The sequence below is a fragment of the Microcoleus sp. B3-D7 genome (genome assembly GCF_036705305.1).
Classification (GTDB): Bacteria; Cyanobacteriota; Cyanobacteriia; order Cyanobacteriales; family Microcoleaceae; genus Microcoleus.
This window is the reverse complement of record NZ_JAUBUE010000033.1, coordinates 20,589-44,021: the sequence shown is the minus strand read 5'-3', so window position 1 is coordinate 44,021 and position 23,433 is coordinate 20,589. Positions and strand designations below refer to the sequence as shown.

Sequence of the window (23,433 nt, the reverse complement as noted above, 5' to 3'; positions counted from 1 at the left end):
GGCGTTTTGCGGTGTTTCCACCGTCACCAGTTAAAGTCACGGTTTCTTACGCGCAATTTTCAAGTATACAATAATTTGGCGTTTTATAAAAAAATTATCAGGTGTTGGAAAAACTAATATAGCACCTATTCTGCTTAAAATCCAATTCTCTGAAAAATCCAAGTTAAGCTATAACAAAGAATACGGGTGATTTGGGCTTCGGCAAGAAGCACTTACCGAAGGTAGAAGGTAAAAAGCTGAAGGTAGAAGGTAGAAGGTAGAAGACAGCACGGATCTGAAGGTAGAAAGTAGAAGGCAGAATCAAAATTCTTCCGATCGAACACTCTCCCTCTCGGATATTATCGGGGTCGGACACTCTCCCCTTCTGCGTTCCAACCCTCTCCCCGGGCACCCGGTTCTCTGGCGGGCAATTCCTAGAGAAGGTTGTGACTTGTCCTCAGTGTTGCAAAATCCTCGACAGAGATTTAAACGCTGCACTGAAGCCTGGGAAAATGCCGCGACTCTCGCGGTTTAAGCTTGTGGACTGGTGGTGGCCTACTTCTCTAGGAGAACGCCACAAAAATCCCCAATTGTCAAGCAAATGTTAGTGAAGTTATAGACGGCATTCCTAATCTCCATGCTGCGAATCATTACTCAGTGGGTTGAGGCACAAGCTGAACTGCGACGGATCTGCGATCGCACCCATGACGAACTTGTCGTTCACAAAGAAGCCACCGTGCGGGAGGTGCTGCAAGCTGTAAGGCGCAGAGGCGATCAGGCTGTGCTGCACTACACTGCTGAATTTGACCGCATGACCCTAAATGTGGAAGATTTACGGGTCAGCGGCGCCGAATTGGATGCTGCTTACCAGCAGGTGTCGAAAGAATTATTAAATGCCATCCGGCTGGCTTGCAAACAGGTAGAGGCGTTTCACCGACAGCGCGTACCCAAGTCTTGGGTGCAGTTTGGCGATGACGAGATTGTTTTGGGCAAGCGCTACACGCCGGTCGATCGAGCGGGAATCTACATTCCTGGGGGTCAGGCGTCCTATCCGAGCTCGGTGATCATGAATGCGGTTCCTGCGAAGGTCGCCAAGGTGCCGAGACTGGTGATGTGTACTCCCCCCGGACAGGAGAAGAAAATGAATCCTGCGGTGCTGGTAGCGGCTCAGGAAGCGGGAGTTGATGAGATTTATCGGGTCGGCGGGGCGCAGGCGATCGCGGCTTTGGCCTACGGTACGGAAACTATTCCGAAGGTGGATTTAATTACGGGGCCGGGGAATATTTACGTCACCCTTGCCAAAAAGCTGGTTTACGGGACTGTGGGGATCGATTCTCTGGCTGGCCCGTCGGAGGTGCTGATTATTGCGGATGGTTCGGCGAATCCCGTGCACGTGGCTGCGGATATGTTGGCTCAAGCTGAGCACGATTCGATGGCGTCGGCAATTTTGCTGACGGCGGATTCGGTGCTGGCTAGGAAGGTGGTGGCTGAGGTAGACAGACAGTTGGCAAATCACCCCCGCCGAACTTTAACAGAAAAGGCGATCGCCAACTACGGTTTAGTCGTGGTAGTTGACTCGCTCAAAGCGGCGGCGGAACTCTCTAACGAGTTTGCGCCCGAACACTTGGAGTTGCAAGTTTCAGATCCCTGGGCTTTGCTCGAGCAAATTCGCCACGCTGGGGCGATTTTCTTGGGCTGCTCGACGCCGGAAGCTGTAGGTGATTATTTGGCTGGCCCGAATCACACTTTGCCGACTTCTGGGGCTCCGCGCTATGCTTCGCCGCTGGGTGTCGAAACTTTTATGAAGCATTCGAGTTTGATTCAATATTCGCCGGCTGCACTTAAGAAGGTGAGTAGGGCGATTAATGTTTTGGCGGAAGCAGAGGGGCTTCCTTCTCACGCTGATTCAGTGCGGCTGCGGACTGAAAATGAGGGAAAGGGTGACTTTTAGATGGTAGATTTAAGTAGATGATCGGCAAAATACAGAGGTAGTCAAAAGCGAGTGAAATGCAATGAAAGGAAGCAATTCTCTTGCGATTATGGTAGCTTTACATTCTGTGCCAAGCGGTCCAGTTTATTTGCACTTACCTACTTACGCACTGCGGGCTTAAGAAACCCGGTTTCTTCAAGTATCTTGCTTAAATGACGCAATTATGTTAAGAAACCGGGTTTCTGGGTAGGTAATAATGATGTGGGTGGGAAGCGCGAAAATTGGGGAAAGTAGGCGACAATCAACGAAATATTTAAAGTCTAAATATCTCAGATTTAAAGGTGCATGGTATTGAATACTGTTTTGGTAGCGATCGACAATTCAGAGCTTGCAGAACGGGTTGTGCAAGTTGTAGGACAATTTCAGCTAGAACCGACGGCAAAGGTGATTCTAGTTCATGTTGTCAGTTCTGGTATGTCGGATTTTGACGCGGTTGTCGATCGACCTCACGCTCAGGGAGATGAGATTGCTTACCGAGAGGTGGAGAAGTTACTGCAATCTTATCAGGAAAAGTTGCCTTGCCAGAGCGAATTGGAGATTGTTTCGGGACAACCAGCAGAAGAAATTGTGCGTTTGGCTAATATTTATAAGGCGGATTTAATTGCGATCGGCTGTCGGGGTTTGACTGGTTTAAAGCGCATTTTGGAGGGATCGGTGAGTGCGGAGGTTGTCGCTGAGGCTCCTTGTTCGGTGTTGGTTGTGCGGGCTAAGTAAGGGGAATTGAACCGCAGAGATTGACAGGCGAGACGCCTGTTCCACGGAGATTGATAGTAGCTAAAACTTTTAGGGTGCGTCAGCCAAGAGTTATTTAATCGGCCGATAATTATAATGCGCTCTGACGCACGGATACAACTTTTTGTTTATTTATCATGTTAATTGTTGTAAAAATTTGAGAGTCCGTTTCAAACAGTAGTTAGACTGTCAGCAGGATAAATTTTGATTGGACTGTGACCTGAGTCTCTCGTCGGTTATATATGTCTCGCCCAATCCGCCTTTTCCCAATAAAAGGATAAGGATGTGTAATCTCCAGCAATAGTGGGTTTTACAGTGACTTTAAAGTCACAATATTTTTCTAATTATCACACACTCCGATACAATTCGGCGTGTTTATGAAACCGTTTAAAAAGCAGTTTTATTAAAACTTACTAACTGCCAAGGCTATGACTAAAAAACCGCATCGCTTGATTCCGCAAATTCTGGCTGCTGCTTTGACTCTGTTTGGGGTGGCACTTTGTTCGACGCCATCTTCTACCTACAACAATATGGGTAATGTCAAGTCAGTCCTAGGGAAATATGAAGAGGCGATCGTAGATTATTCTAAGGCGATCGTGCTGAATCCTAAAGATGCTGATGCCTACAAAAATCGGGGTTTAGCCAAGTTGCGGCTAGGGAAATATGAACAGGCGCTCTCCGATTATACTAAGGCGCTTGACCTGAATCCCAAAAATGCTGATGCCCATAACCATCGCGGTTATGCCAAGTTGGAACTAGGGAAATATGAAGAGGCGATTGCCGATTTCAATAAGGCGCTCGAGCTGAATCCCAAATATGCTTCCGCCTACAAAAATCGGGGTTTAGCCAAGTCTATGCTAGGGAAACAAGAAGAAATGAATGCAGATTTTAATCAGGCGTTCGAGCTGAATCCCAAAGAGGCTAATGGCTACAAAATTCGGGGTTTATTAAATTTTATCCTAGACAAAAAAGCCGAGGCGATCGCAGATTTTAATCAGGTTATATACTTGCATCCCAAAGATGCTTCCGCTTACAATCGTCGAGGTGATGCCAAGTTTGCCCTAGGGAAAAAAGCAGAGGCGCTCGCAGATTATAATAAGGCGATCGAGCTAAATCCAAAAGATGCTGATGCCTACAACGATCGCGGTTATGCCAAGTCAGACCTAGGGAAAAAAGCAGAGGCGCTCGCCGATTATAATAAGGCGATCGACCTGAACCCCAACGATGGTTTCTTCTACTTTGTTCGGGCTAATGCCAAGTCAGACCTAGGGAAAAAAGAAGACGCGATCTCGGATTATAGTAAGGCTATAGACCAGGGTTTAAGGGTGGGTGATGCCGTCGCCTACTACAATCGAGGTAATGCCAAGTCTGCCCTAGGGAAAAAAGCAGAGGCGATGGCAGATTATCAAAAAGCCGCTGACTTGTACAAGCAACAAGGAAAAACCAGTCACTATCAAGATGCTGTTAATAAAATTAAAAAATTTTCAGCAAAGTAGCGACTTAGAGATTGTTTGGAGAAACCGACCGAGGAGATTTTGCCTTTGGGGAATATTTATTAAGCCGATTTAATTGAACCCCATAACCGCTGCAATGGGTAGAGTAGATATCAACCAAATTGCTGCAATCCCTTACTGTGCAAATTCTCCTCGATGTGCTGCATTTCCTTCATATCCTCACCCGCAACTATCCCGTAAATTTCCGTGTAGATTTTTCCGTATTTAACCTTCTCTAAAGCCGACAGGATGATCAAGTCCTTGCGAGCGAGTTCTGATTTCAGCGTCACAAGAATCGATTCCAAAGTCCCATCCATTCGCCAGTTACTGGAATATTGAGCCACCTCCTTTCCCAGCGCCAGTAAGGTATGGCGCTGCACACAAAGCGGAGTCGAGCCATTAACTCGGAAATTGGCATCAATGGCATACAACTGTCCCTCAGAGTCTTCCAGCACGTCGAAGCCAATAACGCCGAAATAACCCTGTTGGTGAGCATATTTACCAATAGCGCCAATCATCTCAAAAAACCGACTCATGTCGGTTTCGCGGTAGTGAATTAGTCCCCCTAAATAGCTACCCTCTGGGGTGACAAGTTGGCTGGTAGTGCCGATAAGCGTGATATTTCCGGTTTTGCTTACATAGAACTGCACGCAGTAGTTCTGCACTTCATTCTTGACGAATTCCGAGACAATAATCGTTTCCAGCAACTTGATATCAAGATATTTCCTCACTTCCTGCAAGCAGTAATTCAGATCGCTGGCGCTTTTGATAATATAAGTGCCTTCTCCAGAAAGTCCGTGGGATGTTTTAATCAAGTAGGGGAATTGCTCTGGTAATTGAATGCTTTCGAGATTGACTTCGTGCAGATTGTAGGTTTGGTATTTCGGACACTGCACGCCTAATTCTGCTAGGGTTGCTTTGCTGAGCAAGTGGTAGTGGATGTCGGGATGGACGGCGTGTTTTTCGGGTTTGAGATTGTCGAAGGGAAATAGAGTCAGGAGTTTGTCAAAGCGATCGCTTACGCTGAGATCTTCGAGATAAGTTGAGCAGTCTATCATCTCCATACTGCTGTAGCTGAAGCCAAAATGCTCCCGCCAATAATCCATCAGCGAGTTCGGCGGCGAATTAATCACAATCCCTGGGATGGCATCGCCTAACACAGCCAGATTTTTCCAAGGTTCCTTCTGACCAATCTTGTCGAAAGAAGTTTTGGTGGCTTCACTGCTGCCGTCTTGAATAAAGTATTTTTTTCTGTTGGGGTAAGCAGCCCAACTGGCAGTTGCAGGGTAATTGAGGATGAACGCATAACGTGCATCTGTGATGTCTGCAGCAAATAAATCGGAAAGAGAATTCCCCTGAAAGTAAGGAAAGTCGTATGTTGAGTTCATAATAAACCTTCAAGTCGAGTTTGAATTGAACTGTTTGGCCGGCCACTAAGTAGCTCGACATAATTAAAAGTAGGGTGGGCAATGCCCGCCCTACAAATTGAAAAAGTGTTTATTGATGCCCAGCTACTTAATACCTAGGAAACAAGGTATTAGTTGCGGAATTTTAACACTCTCCAACTAGGGAGAATGCAACCTCAATAATTTCAATGACGGACGAGTTGTTTTTTCTTAGTGAACACAGCCACCTTGTCCATTCCTGAGGTTCTATAAGCACAAGCCATGTCCGTTGAATTATGCGCCCAGCCAACCCGCCCTTGAGGGTCTATGAGGATGCACCCAGCTTCTCCTGCCACCTTAGATGCCAGAGTCTCAATAGCCATCTGCGCTGCATCGTCTGGGTGCTTGCCGGACGCGAGAATGTCGATCGCCGTCTTAGCTAGAACTACTGGTATAATCGACTCGCCATCGCCTGTGGTCGAGCAAGCGCCCTGTTCATTTTCAGCAAACAAGCCCGATCCGATAATGGCGCTGTCGCCGACGCGACCGGCGGGCTTATTCATAGTGCCGCCTGTTGAGGTACCGGCAACTAAAATGCCGCTGCTGTCCAAAGCTACACAACCAACGGTATTGGGGCGGTCAATAACTTCTTTTTCCTCCTCCCACTCTTCCTGTTGCTCATCAGCGATTAAGTCTTCTTTTTTACACATCTCGGCTCCATTTTCGGCCGCAAAATGTTCTGCGTGATCCGCTACTAAGAACATGGGTTTTTTATCCATAATCTTTCGCGCCACGGAGATGGGATGGCGCACCCCTTTAACATTTGCGAGGGCTCCCCAAGCTAATGAACCGCCTTCCATCATCGCTGCGTCTAGCTCTACCTCTCCCTTACTGTTGAGAACCGATCCAAAGCCTGCGTTAAATGTCTGGTCAGCTTCCAGAACCCGGATAGCTGCCTCAACAGCTTCTGCTGCTGTACCCCCGCTTGTGAGCACTGCCCAACCAGCTTCTGCTGCTGCGGTACAGCCTGCATTGTTGGCTGCAACCTTGTCTTGTGTGATGGTTTTTGCTCCACCGTGAACAATAATACTCAGTACCATAAATTTCCTTTTTTTTATCTTAAGCTCTACTTAAAAATTCCTTATATCATTCGTTATATTAATCAATTTATTATAAGCAATTTTCAAGTAGTTTATTTGATGCTAGTTATATAGCCTAGCTATGTTGAATTTAGGATTCGTCTATCTTCAGATATAATTATTTTTGTCGAGATTTGTATTCCTCCCGACCTAGCTATTTACGAATTATTAATATATATGTTGCTAAAGTTATGTCAATAGTTTGATCGCATTTAGCTTCCAGTTAGTTAAGGAAATTGAAAGAGTTAGGGAGTAAAGATGAGGTAAAACTTAAGAGGATGCACTACACCTTAACAGGCAAAATTGCTAAACGTGAAGAATGAGACTTTGAGAGAAAAGAGGTGCGATCGACTTTCACGTCACTCTGAGCCTTTCTGCTGACCCGCCAAAAACCCGCGCAGCCGCAACAAACTAGCCGTTTGACCCAAATTCAGCCTTAGCAGCGGCACTCCCGTGCGATCGCTAATTCGGCGGTACTGTTATTGCTGTGCGAAAATCGCTACTTTTACTGGTAACAAAAGTTGCAATAGTTTTTTATTAAAACCGCAATTAAAGACCGATAAACGCATATGCGAATTACAAATTACCCTTAATTAATTTAGATTACTTTCCTGAAAGTAAGGTTAATTCTTGGTTCAGTAACTTTGGCTGCTTTCGGGATTTGGTGTTGCCAAAAATGCTGGGTTGCTCCTTTCATCAGCAGGAAGCTTCCAGGAGTTAATTGAATTTCTAATTTCGTTTCTCTTTGGTATTTGTGCCTGAGCATAAAACGACGAGTAGCCCCAAAACTTACAGAACCGATCGCTGGGTTTTCACCAAGTTCTGATTCATCATCACTGTGCCAAGCTACACTATCTTTGCCGTCGCGATATAGATTAAGCAACACGCTGTTAAACACGGTACCTGCTATTGCTTCTATTTTAGATTTGATTGTTATAAGTGTAGGTGTCCATAGATTAGGCTCCATTTTTATTTTGGAGTAAGTGTAAGATTTACCTGCATCTCCGTACCAGGCGCTAAGTCGCGGTATAGCGACTTGCTTGCCAAAAAGCAGAGCCACCTCTTGCTTCCAATTAATAGTGCCGTACAATTCCGCAAATATCTGGTTGCTCTCATGGTTATTGAAGAAGTCGCGGTACATGATTATTTCGGCATCAGGTAGAGATAATTGCTGACCGTGCTTCTGGCTTTCTGCTTTTGGCTCTTCCCACAATGAAAGTTGAGTATACATAAATCTGCTCGCTGATTACGTTTTACTGAAATTTATAAATCTACAGTTGTTGACACAAGCACTGCCCAGCTTTACCATTAATCATCTAAAGCTAATTTTAGCATTTTAACAAGACAAGGATAATTACTTTTCCCAAACTTACAGCTAATGTTGCATACCGAATTGGGCGAAAAGTATAGGATATGTTTTGGTATGTTTTTACACAGGGATATAAGTTTAGATAATGCCAGAAAAATTCGGTTACTCTTGCTTTTGCCTTCCTTGCCCGCGATCGCTGCTGTGATGGATCTTGACCTAATCCTAGTCCTCAATGAAGCGATCGGCCTTCACATCACTCTGAGGCTTTCTGCTTACCCGCCAAAAACTCCCGCAGCGGCAAAAAACTAGCTGTTTGCCGCAAATTCAGTGGCAGCAGCCACACTCCCTCCAACCGAGACTGCACCCAACCGTCGCCCCAATACCACTCGTGAAAAATGAAAATGATCTCCCCTTCCAACAATGTAGCGATCGAGCTTTGGACTTTTATGATTAATCTAAATTGTGTGGCCGCTCTTTGATTTTTGTGCGATTTCTTAGAGTAGACTGACAGCGTTCCCAGTAAATTTTAGAGACGCGATCGCCCGGATTCTGACGCCAACACTCGGCAAACAGCCCAGCCGCCTCAGCTAACTTCCCTTGCAAGTAATTTGCCCTCGCTTCTGCAAACAATTCCAGCGTAGCTAACTTGCCCGCTTTGATTTCTGGTGTGTCAGCATCAAAAACTTCATAAACCGTCACCGCTTCAGATTTTCCCTTAACTTTTACCGTATCGAGGGTGCGGATTGCGTACTGGGATGGATTTTCTAAACGCGAGTAAGTTTCCTGGGTGATTAATATCGACACCCCATAATTTTTCGTCAAACTTTCCACCCGAGAAGCTAAATTCACCGCATCGCTGATTACTGTCCCGTCCATGCGATTTGGTCCGCCCACCGTTCCCAGCATCAAAGTTCCAGTATTGATGCCAATCCCAATCTGAATCCGTGGATAACCACAATTGGCGCGATTTTGATTGTATTCAACGAGGCAGTGCAGCATGGCAATTCCCGCTTTCACAGCATTATCAGCTTCCCCACTAAACAGCGCCATAATCGCATCGCCAATATATTTATCAATAAACCCCTTATTTTCATTAATAACAGGTTCCATACGAGAAAGATAGGAATTGATAAATTTGAAATTATCCTCCGGCGTCATAGTTTCCGAAAGCGTAGTAAAGTCGCGAATATCGGAAAATAGCACCGACATTTCTAACTGAACTTGGTCGCCCAATTCCACCTCAATGATGCTTGATTTTTCTAGAAAATGGAGGAATTGATTGGGGACAAAACGCTCGTAAGCTTTGTTGATTTGGAACAATTTATCGGTAAATCTGATTCGCTCTCTTTCAGCTTTTTTGCGCTCCGTTATATCTTGAAATGCTGCTAGGCCGTAGGCAATATTGCTCTGATTATCATAGATAGGGGTTCCCCAAACTTCGATGGGTACAACCTTGTCATTCTGGTAGATTTCTACATCATTAACAGTGGAACTTTCACCATTTAATGCCCGTAGTCCAGGCATTTTTTCAACAGGATAGGGTTTGGAAGTGTCAGCGGTATAGACTTGATAAACCTCTGCCAATTGTTCGCGCGTGGCATCAGGTGCAACTCCTTTTCCCAGAAGCTGCTGCGCCCTCTGATTAACGTAGTAAGGTGTACCACTGGGTTTGAGTACAAGTATCCCTACTGGCATCGCTTCTAGGAATTGAGTCAACCTCGTTTCATTTTCGCGGACTTCGGTATAAAGCTTAGAATTTTGAATCGAGATCGCCGCCTGTCCAGATAACACTTTTAATAGTTCCACTCTTTCTGGCGTAAAAGCTCCCGCTGTGAGATTGTTTTCTAGGTAAACAATACTAATGATTTGAGCTTGGTTAATCAGCGGCACACATAAAATTGATTTAGGCTGATTTTTTTGGATGTAGGGGTCGTTAGTAAATTGTCCCTCTCGGACAGCATCATCTAGTACGACGCTTTCTTGAGTGCGGGTCACATAATTAACAATTGCTTCAGAAAGTTTTTTACAATTTTCAACGGGGATTGACTGCAACACGGTAACGGGATTGTTCTCTATTTTCCCTTCAGCTTCAATTAACAGTTTTCCCTGACTTGATAAAATTAGATACCCTCTTTCCGCTCCTGCACTTTCCATCAAAATTTTCATGAGGCTAGACATTAGGTTATCGAGCATAATTTCACAGGAAATCGCCTGATAAGCTTTCATGACTGTGGTGATATCTAGATAGCTACCCGAACCAGCAGTCGTCACTGTTGCGGTATTTTTAATGTTTTTATTTGCAGATTGAATAGGTATTAATAGCGGGGAATATCGGGTTTCTAAATCTTTTACCTTAGCAGTGGCTCCCCATTGGACATAACAATAGTACGCCTCAATCATGTAGGTTTGAGCAATTTTTTCTTTACCCCATTCTAGGTAAAATTTGGCTGCTAGTTCATTAGCTAGGGCTTCTTCGTTGAGAAATTGATTTTCTTTAGCTCCAGCAATGGCGCGATCGTACATTTCAATCGCCTCGGCTTTATTACCCAACACCCGTTGCCGTTCTGCCTCAACCAAATACCATTTATGTAGATAATTCATCGGAGCATTTTGCGCCCATTGGTGCAGAGTGGTTTGATGGGTTTCCACAGAGGCGAGAAGATCAGCTTGCTCGGTTTCTGGCTGTGTAGGGAAAAGTGCCAAGTTCGTCAGGGCGGCATAGAAATGGAAAATGGGAACAAACAACATTCCCGATAGTGCCATTAAATACTGTTTGGCTTTGGTAATGTAGTCTACAGCAGCGGTGTAGTTTGCCCATAAGTAGGCAAGCAGCAGTTTGGAGATATATACATCAGCGAGCGCCGAAAGTTGATTATCCTGCTGGTGCTTGGGAATCATCACCGTTTCATCGTAGGTCTTGCCTATTAAGTAATCCGACCGAATACCGATTTCCCTCAAGTTCTGCACCGTCTGCTGAATCATATCCAAATAAATCTGAGCCGAATATTGTTTCAACTGCGCCATGACAGCCCTGTAATCTGCTATTTCTGCTTCCCAAGTGTCTAGTTCTACCCCAGCGAATAAATGGCTATAAAAATACATATATATGTTGGAGCCAGCCTCTACAAAGTCGCCTGTTTCCATGCCAGCCGTAAAGCCATCTTTCAGCGTCGGTATCGTTGCCAAGATATCTTCTTGACGATGCTGAATCCAACCACCCAACAAAAGCAGAATTATAGACTTGAATTCCCGTACATTGAACCGATCGAGCAAAGAGAGTGCCAATTGCCCAAAGCCATAGCCGGTTTCCACCTCTCCCAAAAAGGCACACAACGCCAACCCGTGCATCGCATACCCCACCGTCGATGCGGGTGCATTCCCAAATTGGAGCGATAAACTCACCATCGTGGAGCTAACTAGGGGCATTAAACTCGGCATTCCTTGATAAATGGGTGAACCTAACATTCCTAACAGTTGTATGGTTGCCTGAGCCTTGGCATCAGTCATCATCGGCAGATTAGCTAGTTCTTCAATCCGTTTATCCTGGAGTTGGCGGGCAAGGGCTTGTAGCGCTTTACTAATCAAGGCTTCGTCAGGTTCGCTGGGGAGATCGATTCCCAGTAGTCGCAGGGCATCTCTACCCACTGCGATCGCTTCTAACATCTTGTTTTGGGCTGTCTGGGCGGCAATTTGAATTTCGTAAATTTTAACTTTGTCTAAAATTGTTTGGGCTTTTTGCAAAACCTGTGCTGCCATCTGTTCCATACCATCAAGGTCAGCATTCAAATAGGCGACTTCGGCAGCAGCAATATAGAGATTCAGGGTCAACTCATACTGACTTTGCCAGCAGTTGGCCCTCAGTAGCTCAATCCCTGTTTGCAGATAGATATTTGCCGCAACGTAGGCGGTAGAATTTCTGGCTTTACGTCCGGCTCTTAAGTTGAATTGGGCTAAGACTTCCCGTTCATTCGATCTAGCGATTAACTCAATTCCTAGATTCAAATGCCCGACAATATCAAACAGTTTTTCCTCTATTTCGGCCTCTGAGGAACTTTGTAGGAGCAATTGTCCAATTTTGAGATGTGTGGCTTGTTTGTGGTCGTCGGGAATCAATGAATAAGCCGCTTGCTGAACGCGATCGTGCCGGAACTTATAAGTTGGATTAGCAACAGATCCAGGAGGGGATTGAGCATTTGCTTGAATGAAGTTATAGCCTTCTGCACTCACTAAAATGATTCCTTCAAGCAAAGCTTTCCATAGCACTGATGCCGTTGGTTCGGGTACTTCTTCGCTGACTACTGCTAATGTATCTAAATCAAACTGCGCCCCAATGCAAGCCGCCAATTTTAGAACATTCTGAGTTTCTTTCGGCAACTTCTGCAATTGCACCGCCATAAACTCCACCACATCCGAGGCGTCGGCAAATGTAACTTGAGTAATATCGCACTGCCACGCCCCTTGACTTCTCCCCTTAGTAAGGGGGGACACAGGGCGATCAAAAATAATCAGCCCATCTTCATATAAAGACTTGAGGAATTGAATCGAGAAAAAGGGATTACCTTTAGTTTTTTCATAAATCAATTCTGTCAAAGGTTGAGCTAAGGATAAATCGCAAATCAGCGTATCTGCTACCAACTGATTGAGATCTGCTAAACTCAACGGTTGCAGGGTAATAGTATTCACCACTGCCCCAGACTTCACAATCTCATCCACCGTCAACATAAACGGATGAGTAGGTGACACCTCATTATCCCGATAAGCACCCAACACTAACAGATGCCCCGTATCCTGCATTAACAGTTGTAGCAACTTCAGGGATGCTGAATCCGCCCACTGCAAATCATCCAAAAACATCACTAAGGGATGTTCGGCGGTGGTAAATACTTGCACAAACTTTTGCATCAGCAAATTGAAGCGATTTTGGGCAGCACTCCCTGACAGTTCTAGTGCAGGACTTTGAGCGCCAATGATGCGTTCTAATTCAGGAATTACGTCAATTAGCACTTGCCCGCTATCACCGACTGCTGTCAGAATATTGGTTTTCCATGTGTGTAACTGAGCATCACTTTCTGATAGCAATTGCCCCATCAATTCCCGAAATGCTTGCACAAATGCACTGAAGGGAATATTGCGCTGGAATTGGTCGTATTTGCCTTTAATAAAATAGCCCCGCTGTCTGGCTATAGGCTTATGCACTTCGTTCACGACTGCGGTTTTACCAATGCCAGAAAAGCCAGCTACCAACATCATTTCGGCGCTACCTGTAGTGACTCGTTCAAATGTGGCTAATAGATGAGAAATTTCAGTTTCCCTACCGTATAACTTTTCGGGAATCAGGAAATGGTCTGTAATATCCTGCGTTCCCAAGTCAAATTCTGCTATGCTATCCGTTTCGTGTAATTGAACCAGACACATTTCTAAATCGTGCTTTATTCCCAAGGCAGTTTGATAGCGGTTTTCGGCGTTCTTCGCCATCAGTTTACTGACAATTTGAGACACAATTAGGGGAATTTCTGGCTCGATTTCGTGCGGACGAACTGGTTGTCTGGCAATATGGCAGTGAACCAACTCTAAAGCATCTTCTGTCTCAAAAGGCAGTTTTCCTGTCAGCAATTCGTAGAAGGTGACACCAAGCGAGTAAAAATCAGCTCGATAATCGAGAGAGCGATTCATCCTGCCAGTTTGTTCCGGCGATATGTAAGCGAGAGTTCCTTCAAGAAGGCCGGGGTTTTTCAGGCTCGGTGTTTCTCGCGTTAGCTGAGTAGAAATGCCAAAATCAATAATTTTTAATTGTTTCGTTTCCGGGTTGTAAACAATATTAGAAGGGTTAATATCTTTGTGGATGATGTTTGCCCTGTGAATTTGCCCTAAAATTTCAGTTGTGGCGATCGCAAGAAGCAAAAATTCCTCCAGAGTAAACTTTCGCTGCTGCATCCAAATTGTCAAGGATTCGCCGCCAAAGTCCTCCACAAACATCACGAGGCTGTTTTGGTATTTTTGCAAGTCATAAACCTGCACGACTCCCGGCTCTTTCAACTCTTGGGTGATGCGGTATTCGGTGCGGTAGCGCACCAATTCTTGAGGTGTGGGGTAGCTCTCTTTGAGCAGTTTGAGGATAATCGGCTGGTTATCTGCTTCCCGAATCGCCCGGTAAACCAGAGAGTTGGCGCTTTCATAGAGAAGTGTCTGGACGGCAACGCCTGCAATAGAGAGCATATTGATTTTTATGGTAAACATTAACGCGCAGTCAAAACGCACCAGCTTTGTGTAGAGAATAGCGCGTTATAAAGGCAAAAAAAAGGTTTGTTAACAAATGTTTAGTTTTTCCGGTAGCAGCCTGCAAATACTTTCTGGTTGCCCCGAGTGCGATCGCCTAATTTGTATGGTGCACCAACAGTCGATCGCACTTTTGCTGTGATTTTCAGCCCACATTACGCTGCTTGGGGTGTAACACAGCATAATTACGCAGAAAACTCTATTTTTAAAATAATAAATTAGGTCTTTAAAAAGTTTTTTATCAGTCAATGTACGGTTTAAAGCTATAAATTGTAGCTTTATTGCTGGATAAAAATAAGTAAAAACCGATCGTGAGAGTTGAGAGTGCAGAATGTGATTTTCAGGTAAAGCAACCGCCCTGATGGTGACGAGGTTCTTAATCGCTAAGTTTACGCCGCAGTTGACCGCACTGAGCAACTAATACCTTAAAGTTATAATTGTCCGATACGTGCTCTGCCAGCTCAAACCTAATGAAACTAGCCTTCTTTTCTATACAGGGTGCTGCAATGCTAGCGATCGCAGCCACTATTTTGAGTACAGCGGCGGTAGAAGGACAACCCATTGTTCCCGCACCCGATCGCACTGGCACTACTGTCACGCCTGACAACGGCGAGCGCTTGAATATCACAGGTGGCAAAACTTCTAGAGATGGAGCGAATCTTTTCCACAGTTTTCAACAGTTTGGGCTTAGCGAAGGGCAGATTGCTAATTTTATTTCTACTCCCGCTATTCGCAACATCTTAGGACGGGTAGTAGGCGGCAATCCTTCTATTATTAAGGGTTTAATTCAAGTAAGTGGCGGCAATTCCAACCTGTTTTTAATAAATCCTTCGGGCATTATCTTTGGCCCTAATGCTAGCTTGAATCTTCCGGCTGCTTTTACAGCTACTACTGCTACTAACATCGGTTTTGATTCGGGTTTGTTCAATGTTGCCGGAGCGAACGATTACAGTACGCTGATAGGAACTCCGAACACTTTTTACTTTAATCTCAGCCAACCGGGAAGTATCCTCAATGCAGGTACTTTAGCAGTCAGGCCGGGGCAAAGTATAAGTTTAATTGGCGGCACAGTTGTCAACACAGGTTTCCTCAAGGCTCCCCAAGGTAATATTATTGTCGCTGCTGTTCCCGGTGAGAATGCTGTTCTGATTAGTCAAGAAGGGCATTTATTAAGTTTAGAAATAGGAGTTATTGACGGGGGATTGTTGGCAGAGAATGGGCAATTATCTCTGCCTTTGTCTCTTCCGCAATTGCTTGCGGGCGCAGGTAGGAACTCTGCTACTGGTATCTCGGTTAACGGTGCAGGAGAAGTGGTTTTGACGGCGGGTTTGAGGGTGGAAAGCGGGGATGTGGCGATCGCTAGTTCTACTGTTAATAGTCAGAATGCTACACTCTCGGCAGCACGTAATCTCACTTTGGTAGAAAGCCAGCTACTTACTGAGAACAACTTGTATCTGTTGGCAGGAAATACGGTGCGGGTGCGGGATGGAAATAACGCTTTCAGGGCGATCGCGGGCGGCAATCTTACTATACAAGGTAATCAAAATATTGATATCTTCGCGCTAAATTACCCTAACCCTGCATTCCAATCCGCAGGGGATATCACATTATTGAGCAATGGCAATGTTTCCGGTGATGCTCACTTCGCTGCGGGAGGTAATGTAAGTATTCTCACATTGTCTGGCAGCGGTGGCAGTTTTTTGAGTTTGTACGACCCGATTATTAGCTCTGATGGAGATGTGAGATTTGGTGATTATACTGGAACCTCACTTAAGGTAGAAGCAAAAGGCGCGATCGCAGCGGGAGATATTACTATCACTGGGCCAGATACTACTTTGTCGGGTTCCGCCGATCCAGATGCGGCGGTGCTTTCAGGTAGTGCAGCTTTAATTCTGCGATCGGGCGTTTCGACTCTGGCGAATGCTGCCAATGTGCCGCCGAATACGACAGCAGGGGAGACATTTTTTGCTTCTGGGGGTGTTGCTTCGGGCAATAGCATTGGAGTGGGAGCGATTTCGACAGCAGGCGGGCCTGTGATTTTGGAATCAGCAGGGGACATTGCGCTGGATGCGATCGCCACTTCTGGGGGTAATATTACTCTCAAAGCTGCCAGCGACATCGCCGTTACAGGCACTCTTCAGTCTACTGGCGGCAGTATTGACCTCACGGCTGGCAATCTTCTCACAGTTAGCGGCACTTTTACAGATAGTAACGGTGTAAATGCGAGCATTTCCAGCGCTAATGACACCGGTGGAGGCGCGATCGCGATTAGTCACGCGGGGGGCACGACTACACCTTTTATTGTCGGCGATGCGACAACCAATGGGACGACAGGAGCGATCGCATCAGGTTCGGAGACAATTTCGCCACAGTTCGCGGTGCCAGTGCCACCTAGCACTTACACTCAGGGCAATATTACTATCATTACTTCCGCGCCATCTCCAACGCCGGAACCAACACCATCTCCAACGCCGGAACCTACACCGGAACCAACGCCGGAACCTACACCGGAACCAACACCATCTCCAACACCATCACCTACGCCGGAACCGACACCATCTCCAACGCCGGAAGCAACACCATCTCCAACGCCGGAACCGACACCATCTCCTACACCATCACCTACGCCGGAACCGACACCATCTCCTACACCATCACCTACGCCGGAACCGACACCATCTCCAACTGCACAAGCAACACCGGAACCGACACCATCTCCAACTGCACAAGCAACACCGGAACCGACACCATCTCCAACCCCACAGCCAACGGCATCCCCATCACCTGCGCCATCTTTAATACCAGAACCAACGCCATCACCCGCACCATCTTTAATACCAGAACCAACGCCATCACCCGCGCCATCTTTAATACCAGAACCAACGCCCTCACCTGCGCCAATTCCACAAGCAATACCGTCTCCGATATTGCTTGGGCCCTCCATTGCGCCTGAAATGCTAGCGCCGATGCCATTACCTACTCCGACACCAACTTTATCTCCGTCTCTTGATGCCACCTTCCCTTTACCGGATATTTCAATTACCAACGCGATCGCGCAATCAGCTAACAGCAACAGCAACAGCAACAGCAATAGCAACAGCAACGCGGCAGTTTCCGACTCAAGATCCCCTCTAGAAAGCAAAACGAACCAAGGCGGAATCATTCTAAATACGGTTAGTCTTAGCGATATCACACAACAGATTGATAAAGGCGATATCCCTCAAGCCAGTTTATTTGTCGATATCTTCTATAGCGAACAAGTAGGGTCATACGTCAACCAGCAAGTCAGGGGCGATTTGCAATCTTTTACGGCTATACAGCAAATAACTAGAACGATCGCTAGCCAAACAAATACTAAGCCAGCCATTATCTACGCCTTAGCCCGCCCTGAACAATTAGACTTGATTATCGTTCCCCCTACTGGTTTCCCAATTCATAAAAGCATCCCCGCCGCCCGGCGCGAAACTCTGATGCAAGTCGCCGCCAATTTCAGGCAAGAACTCCTTAATCCTATAAAAGTCAATACTCAGACGTATTTGCCAGCATCCCAGCAACTCTATCAGTGGATAATTGCCCCCTTAGAAGCCGAGTTAAAAGCTCAAGGTATCGACACCCTACTTTTTAGTATGGATGCGGGATTGCGATCGCTCCCCTTAGCTGCCCTCCATGATGGTTCTCAATTTCTAGTAGAAAAATACAGCATGGGACTTATTCCCAGCGTCAACTTGACCGATACTAACTATGAAAGCCTTAAAAATGCTGAAGTTTTAGCAATGGGGGCCTCGCAATTTACCGATAACAAACCTTTGCCAGCAGTGCCCGCAGAACTTGAGGCTATTGCCTCCGAATGGAAAAGCGAATCCTTCCTCAACCAAACCTTTACTCTCAACAATCTGAGGTCGCAAGGCACCACCCAAGCCTTTCGCATTATTCACCTCGCCACTCACGGAGAGTTTAAGTCAGGAGCAGCGAGCAATTCTTACATTCAGTTATCAGACACCAGGCTAACACTCGATCGCGTGCGCGAACTAGGGTGGAATCAGCCGCCTAAAGTTGAGTTATTGGTGTTGAGCGCTTGTAAAACTGCTGTGGGTGATGATGACACCGAATTAGGTTTTGCGGGGTTAGCTGTGCAAGCGGGGGTGAAGTCAGTTTTGGCGAGTCTTTGGTACGTCAGCGATGAAGGTACTTTAGGGTTAATGGCTGAATTTTACCATCACTTAAAGGTCGCGCCTATTAAAGCCGAAGCCTTGCGGCAGGCTCAAATTGCTATGCTCAAAGGTCAAGTTCGCATTGAAAATGGCCGTTTAATTTTGTCAAACTTAAATAAGGAGTTAGAATTGCCGCCAGAATTAGCTGAACTGACTAATGTAAATCTCTCCCATCCTTATTATTGGGCGGGATTTACGATGATTGGGAGTCCTTGGTAATGTTATGATCTCATTTCCCAGTACATGAGAACTATGTAATTTGTGGTGCGGGCCGGAGAGCCCGCGATTCTCTAGGATAGTGCACTTTCCGGCCTGCTTTACTTATAAACTTATAATGCCGATGCCACCGGATTTGATCTGACTCGCCATTAGATGCTAATGAGTGCATAAGTCCTATTTGAATGAGACATATAATACTTAAAGAATAAAGAGGGAGCATAATGACACAGCAAAAAATTCTTTCAATTCTAGTCTTTATTGACTCAAATGTTGAAGATTACCAGAGTTTAATTAGCGGCGTTTCTCCAAAGGGTAAAGTAATTATTCTAGATGAAACGCGGGATGGCATTGAGCAAATTACTCAAAGGCTCGCAATTGAAAAAAATATAGAAGCAATACATATTATCTCTCACGGCAGTCCAGGTGTCGTACAACTCGGCGCAAATACACTCAACAGCAGCAATATAGAAAGTTTCGGTCATCAACTCAAACAGTGGCGCAAAGCATTAACAAATGGTGCTGATATTCTCCTTTATGGCTGTAATATCGCCGCCGATGTATCGGTGAAAATTGACAGCCCCGACATCTCCCACATCCCCCACACTCACCACATCCGCCAGGGGTTAAAACCCCTGTCTCATAGCTTAAGTCGGTTGAAACCGACTCAAGACAATCAAGACAATTTATTTATTCAGTCCTCTTCAGAGAACTTTCGCTATCAGACGGGGGTTTTAGCCTTCGACGGGACTGGTGTTAAATCGACTGGTGTTAAGCCCACAAAACCTAACCACTTCCTCCAACGTCTGAGTGAATTAACTGGTGCTGACATCGCCGCCTCTGCCAACCCTACGGGCAATGCCAAACTAGGCGGAGATTGGGAACTGGAAGTACAAATCGGCTCCATCGAAGCAACACCGATTCAGGCTTTAGCCTACAGCCACACCCTAGCAGCCACCGCTAACCCAGACAGCAAAGCCATTACAGTCAACTCACCCCAAGTTAGCATTAGCATCGACGTGCTCGCCAACGACACCGGGAGTTCCCGCGTCTCGGTGAATAGCATCACTACCGCCCCCACCAACGGCACCGCCATCATCAACGACTGGATATATGCGGGCGGCAATTTCACCACCATCGGGGGACAAGCCCGCAACAGAATCGCTCGGTTGAATAGCGATGGGAGTGTGGATGCTACCTTCAACCCGAATGCGAATAGTACAGTCAGAGCGATCGCCCTAGACAGCAGCGGCAACCCCATAGTGGTCGGCGAGTTCATCAACATCGGCGGACAACCCCGCAGCGGAATCGCCAAATTAAACCCCACAACAGGTGCCGCTGATGCTACCTTCGACCCGAATGCGAATAGTACAGTCAGAGCGATCGCCCTAGACAGCAGCGGCAACCCCATAGTGGTCGGCGAGTTCATCAACATCGGCGGACAACCCCGCAGCGGAATCGCCAAATTAAACCCCACAACAGGTGCCGCTGATGCTACCTTCGACCCGAATGCGGATAGTACAGTCAGAGCCATCGCCCTAGACAGCAGTGGCAACCCCATAGTAGGCGGCGATTTCCACAACATCGGCGCACAACCCCGCATCGCAATCGCCAAATTAAACCCCACAACAGGTGCCGCCGATGCCACCTTCAACCCGAATGCGAATAGTGCAGTCAATGTGATCGCCATAGACAGCAGCGGCAACCCCATAGTGGGCGGCGAGTTCATCAACATCGGCGGACAGCCCCGCAGCGGAATCGCCAAATTAAACCCTACAACAGGTGCCGCCGATGCTACCTTCAACCCGAATGCGAATAGTACAGTCAGAGCGATCGCCATAGACAGCAGCGGCAACCCCATAGTGGGCGGCGAGTTCATCACCATCGGCGGACAACCCCGCAGCGGAATAGCCAAATTAGACCCCACAACAGGTGCCGCCGATGCTACCTTCAACCCGAATGCGAATAATACAGTCAGAGCGATCGCCATAGACAGCAGCGGCAACCCCATAGTGGGCGGCGAGTTCATCAACATCGGCGGACAACCCCGCAGCGGAATCGCCAAATTAAACCCTACAACAGGTGCCGCGGATGCTACCTTCAACCCGAATGCCGATAGTACAGTCGAGGCGATCGCTATTGACAAAGGACGTAGCCTCTACTACACCCCCAACGCCGGATTCAACGGTGTAGACACCTTTCAATACACCGCCACCGACGGCATCGCTTCCACACCCACCACCGTCAGCGTCCTCGTCAACGACTCTCCCACCCTCGATAATTCTGGCATCCCCACTCTCAACGCCCAAAACCAAAACGACAGTGCCAGCACAGGTACACTCATTAGTACCATCATCGCCAACCTCGGCGGCACAAAAATCACCGATCCTAATGCCAGCGCCTTACAAGGTATTGCCATCACCAACCTCGACACGACTAACGGCAGTTGGCAATACACCACCGACGGCACCACCTGGAACACCTTCACCGCCTCTGTTACCTCTGCTAGACTGCTAGCATCCGACGCATCCACCCGCATCCGCTTCGTACCCACAGCTACCTATAGTGGAACCGTTACTAACGCGATCGCCTTCCAAGCGTGGGATCAAATTACTGGCACCAACGGCAGCACAGCAGACGTAACAGCAGACTTAGCGACCAACGGCACATCCAGCGTTTTCAGTAGCGCTACCGAAACCGCCGATATTGCAATTAACCCCGTCCCTAACATTACCAGCGTCAGCGCAGTGACAGCAGACGGAAATTACGGTATCGGTACATCGATTGACATCAGCGTTCAATTCTCTCAAACAGTCAACGTTACGGGTACGCCACAGCTTAGTTTAGCAGGTGTAACTCCCGTTGCGAATTACCTCTCAGGCAGCGGTAGCAACACTTTAACATTTCGGTATACAGTCGCAGCAGGCGATAGCAATCCTGACTTAGACTATGTTTCGACAACTGCTTTATCTTTAAGTAGCGGTACTATTAAGAATGCTGCCAAGGGTGATGCTATTTTAATCTTGCCAACTCCGGGTGTAGTGAATTCTTTGGGTGCTTCCAAAGCAATAGCAATAGATGGAATTATCCCGACTGTCACCATCAATCCTATCGCTGATATTACGACAGCAGGCGCTACAACCCAGACTTTTACTGTTACTCTCAACGACAATACTGGAATAGATGTTAGCAGTTTAGATAGTTCTGACATTCTAGTAAGTTGGTCAGGCGGTACAATTCCTGCTACATTTGTCAGCGTCGATACTAACAGTAATGGTACACCTCGCCTCGCTACTTATTCACTGACTCCACCTGGGGGAAATTGGGATGATACAGATAATGGCAGTTACGCTGTTAATTTGCAAGCATCGCAAGTAAAAGATACTTTTGGTAATCAAGTTGTAGGTAGCAATTTAGGCAGTTTTACTGTTAACATTCCCACGCCAATTCCTACTCCCACGCCGATTCCTACTCCCACGCCGATTCCTACTCCCACGCCGATTCCTACTCCCACGCCGATTCCTACTCCCACGCCAACACCGACTCCCACGCCGATTCCTACTCCCACGCCAACACCGACTCCGACTTCGACAACAACTCCGACTTCGACAACAACTCCGACTTCGACAACAACTCCGACTTCGACAACAACTCCGACTCCAACGCCAACTCCGACTCCGACAACAACTCCGACTCCAACGCCAACTCCGACTCCGACTCCCACCCCAACTCCAGATACTCCCGGTGTCATTATCATTCAACCACTTGGCAGTACCAACGTACTCGAAAGCTTGGGCAGTGATATATACAAAGTGCGGCTAAATACTCAACCAACTGCTAATGTCACCGTCGCCATTACCCCTGAAACTCAAGTTACTGTCAGCCAACCTGCCCTTACTTTTACTCCCGCCAATTGGAATGTCGCTCAAACGGTAACGGTGACTGCTGTTGACGATGCGGTTGTTGAGGGCGATCGTGTCAGCCCAATTAGCCACGCCACTAGCAGCACAGACACATTGTATAATAATCTAGTCGCCTTTCTCACAGTCAATATCAGCGATAACGATAACTTAGGCGATATCAAAACCTTGTTGAAAAAGTCAGTAATCGGTTTGACAGACAAGGACGATCGCGTCATAGGATCGGCATTAAACGACATTATCCACGCACGCCCCGGCAATGACTATCTTCATGGCAAAGCAGGGGATGACTTGCTTTACGGACAAAAAGGGGATGACGGCATCAGCGGCGGTGATGGCAATGACATTATTTTTGGCGGCCAAGGGATTGATTTTATTCAGGGTGACGGCGGTATTGACTTGATTTACGGAGGTAAGGAAAGCGATCGCATTTACGGAGGCGATGGCGACGATATAGTGTTTGGCGACGGGGGCAATGACTACTTATTTGGAGAAATTGGTGCCGACACTCTCACAGGCGGATTGGGTTTTGATGTGTTTGCGATCGCGATCGGCGCTGGTGGAACTGCCTTAGCCGCTGCTGATGTGATTAATGATTTTACCCTCAATCAAGACAAAATTGATTTAATTAGCCCCCTGGCTTTTAGCCAGTTAAATATTTTTCAAGGAACAGGCGCTTTTGTTAGCGATACTATAATTCAGTATCAGGTAACAGGGCAATATTTAGCTGTCTTGAAAGGAGTCACTGCCAGCAGTATAGTTCAGGCACTAACTTTTTAGACT

The 23,433-nt window shown here is 46.7% G+C and carries 10 protein-coding genes; 6 read left to right on the top strand and 4 right to left on the bottom strand.

Annotated elements, in window-relative coordinates:
- Positions 1-616 precede the first annotated feature (616 nt).
- The 3 genes from hisD (at position 617) to QUB25_RS20530 (ending at position 4,197) form a co-directional block, all read left to right on the top strand.
- Positions 617-1,930, top strand: a complete 1,314-nt coding sequence (hisD, locus tag QUB25_RS20540; RefSeq protein ID WP_333185539.1) for a histidinol dehydrogenase — start codon at positions 617-619, stop codon at positions 1,928-1,930.
- A 324-nt stretch (positions 1,931-2,254) separates the two neighbouring features.
- On the top strand, positions 2,255-2,683 hold the full coding sequence (locus QUB25_RS20535) for a universal stress protein (protein WP_333185537.1): 429 nt from the start codon (positions 2,255-2,257) through the stop codon (positions 2,681-2,683).
- A 446-nt stretch (positions 2,684-3,129) separates the two neighbouring features.
- A complete protein-coding gene (locus tag QUB25_RS20530; protein ID WP_333185535.1) occupies positions 3,130-4,197 on the top strand; it encodes a tetratricopeptide repeat protein in 1,068 nt (355 codons plus the stop codon).
- Between the two features lie 110 nt (positions 4,198-4,307).
- Here QUB25_RS20530 and QUB25_RS20525 read toward each other — a convergent pair whose 3' ends face one another.
- The 3 genes from QUB25_RS20525 to QUB25_RS20515 form a co-directional block, all read right to left on the bottom strand.
- Entirely contained in the window at positions 4,308-5,582 is a 1,275-nt protein-coding gene (locus QUB25_RS20525) for a carbamoylphosphate synthase large subunit (protein ID WP_333185533.1), read from the bottom strand.
- Positions 5,583-5,785: 203 nt separating this feature from the next.
- A complete protein-coding gene (locus QUB25_RS20520) occupies positions 5,786-6,679 on the bottom strand; it encodes an isoaspartyl peptidase/L-asparaginase family protein (RefSeq protein WP_333185531.1) in 894 nt (297 codons plus the stop codon).
- 637 nt (positions 6,680-7,316) lie between these two features.
- On the bottom strand, positions 7,317-7,949 hold the full coding sequence (locus QUB25_RS20515; protein ID WP_333185529.1) for an alpha-ketoglutarate-dependent dioxygenase AlkB: 633 nt from the start codon (positions 7,947-7,949) through the stop codon (positions 7,317-7,319).
- Between the two features lie 192 nt (positions 7,950-8,141).
- Here QUB25_RS20515 and QUB25_RS20510 point away from each other — a divergent pair, with 192 nt between their 5' ends.
- Positions 8,142-8,336: a hypothetical protein gene (locus QUB25_RS20510; RefSeq protein ID WP_333185576.1), complete on the top strand. Its 195-nt coding sequence runs from the start codon at positions 8,142-8,144 to the stop codon at positions 8,334-8,336.
- A gap of 141 nt (positions 8,337-8,477) precedes the next feature.
- Here QUB25_RS20510 and QUB25_RS20505 read toward each other — a convergent pair whose 3' ends face one another.
- Complete coding sequence (locus QUB25_RS20505) at positions 8,478-14,243, bottom strand: AAA family ATPase (RefSeq protein ID WP_333185528.1); 5,766 nt, start codon at positions 14,241-14,243, stop codon at positions 8,478-8,480.
- Positions 14,244-14,809: 566 nt separating this feature from the next.
- Between QUB25_RS20505 and QUB25_RS20500 the strand changes: the two genes are divergently transcribed.
- Both QUB25_RS20500 and QUB25_RS20495 read left to right on the top strand, forming a co-directional pair.
- Positions 14,810-18,733: a CHAT domain-containing protein gene (locus QUB25_RS20500; RefSeq protein ID WP_445251970.1), complete on the top strand. Its 3,924-nt coding sequence runs from the start codon at positions 14,810-14,812 to the stop codon at positions 18,731-18,733.
- 221 nt (positions 18,734-18,954) lie between these two features.
- On the top strand, positions 18,955-23,430 hold the full coding sequence (locus tag QUB25_RS20495) for a DUF4347 domain-containing protein (protein WP_333185524.1): 4,476 nt from the start codon (positions 18,955-18,957) through the stop codon (positions 23,428-23,430).
- Positions 23,431-23,433 lie beyond the last annotated feature (3 nt).